Origin of the sequence: Capnocytophaga catalasegens, from assembly GCF_026005215.1 — a bacterium.
GTDB lineage: Bacteria > Bacteroidota > Bacteroidia > Flavobacteriales > Flavobacteriaceae > Capnocytophaga > Capnocytophaga catalasegens.
Window position 1 is genome coordinate 1 of record NZ_BPMA01000083.1, and the last position, 1,408, is coordinate 1,408.

The 1,408-nt window shown below is 25.1% G+C and carries 2 protein-coding genes; both read left to right on the forward strand.

The window, feature by feature from the left end; translation table 11 throughout:
• Nucleotides 1–108 precede the first annotated feature (108 nt).
• A complete protein-coding gene (locus OO775_RS13795) occupies nt 109–717 on the forward strand; it encodes a hypothetical protein (protein WP_264847807.1) in 609 nt (202 codons plus the stop codon).
• Between the two features lie 32 nt (nt 718–749).
• Complete coding sequence (locus tag OO775_RS13800) at nt 750–1,379, forward strand: hypothetical protein (protein WP_264847808.1); 630 nt, start codon at nt 750–752, stop codon at nt 1,377–1,379.
• The last annotated feature ends 29 nt before the right edge of the window (nt 1,380–1,408 follow it).

The window sequence follows — 1,408 nt, forward strand, 5'->3', positions numbered from 1 at the left end:
ACTGGCAACAATTAAATGAATATTCTAAGTTTGATGAAGTTGCTATTCTTTGTATTACTAAAGAAGACTACACAATTATTGATTCATTTTTTGTAAATAGATAATATTATGAAAAAGTTTTTTATTTTAATAAGTATTATATTTTTAAATGGTTGTTACAATGTAAATAAACATATAAAAATAGAGCAAGAGAATTGTCCACAATCTCCAATATATATTACTTTTTTTACAAAAAAAAATGCGGGAGTTGTTTATTTAAAAAATAAGATAAAAATAAAAAATCCTTCATTACAATTTGTATATATTGATTTTTCATATTTAAAAAAAGGAGAAATAGAAACAAATACGGCTGCGACTCTTTTAAATTTTGATAAAAAATTTTTTAATGAAACAGGAAAAAACAATAGAATTCAGTTAAATCCTTTAAGTGAAAAAGAAGTTGAATATTATTTATGGATAGATATTGACACTCTTGATTTTGTAAATAAGCATAAGAATTTGAATCATTATTTTTCTTTAGCCCAACCATCAATAAATATAGTTGGAGGAAAATCTCTTGAAAACAAAAATACGCTTGAATATCACGAAAAAGAACCTTTTTCCGAGTTTAAACGTAAAAACCCAGAGTTATTGGAGTTTTTAACCAAAGGCGACAGCATTGAATTAGAGGTAATTAGCCCTGTAAAACAAAAATATAAGTTTAAAGCTGAGTGGTAGGTTTTTTGTAAATACAAAAGAAAAATAACATTATGAAAAAAATAATTATTTTACTCATTGTACTATTTTTTGTAGGTTGTTATAATATAAACAAAAATATTGAAATTCGACAGCCTCATTGTTTTGATTGTAATATGATTGTATCGTTTAATATTACAAAAAAAGGTATAGAACAAGGAGGTTTGGGGATAACAAATAGATTGATTATTAAAAATCCAACGTTAAATATTGTTGATATTAATTTTTATTATTTTAGAAATGGGGATAGTCTAACTTTTCCTTCAACAGCAACGTTAATAACAATTACAGATGAAGATTATTTTAAGAAAACTGGTAAAAGGAATAGAATACGATTATATCCTTTAAGTGAAAAAGAAGTTATTTATCAAATTTCTAAATTTAACATCAATGATTCTATCTCTTTAACTTTTCATTCTGAAAGTTTAAATCAATATATCTCAAAAGCCTCTCCTTTTATCCAAGAAAATAAATATACAAAGGAAATATATAAAAATGACAACACTTTAACCTACGAAGAACCTTTTTCTGAGTTCAAACGCAAAAATCCAGAGTTATTGGAGTTTTTGACCAAAGGTGACAGCATTGAATTAGAGGTAATTAGCCCCGTAAAACAAAAATATAAGTTTAAAGCTCAGTGGTAGCAAAAAAATTTGGTGAGTTTTGCCAAAGA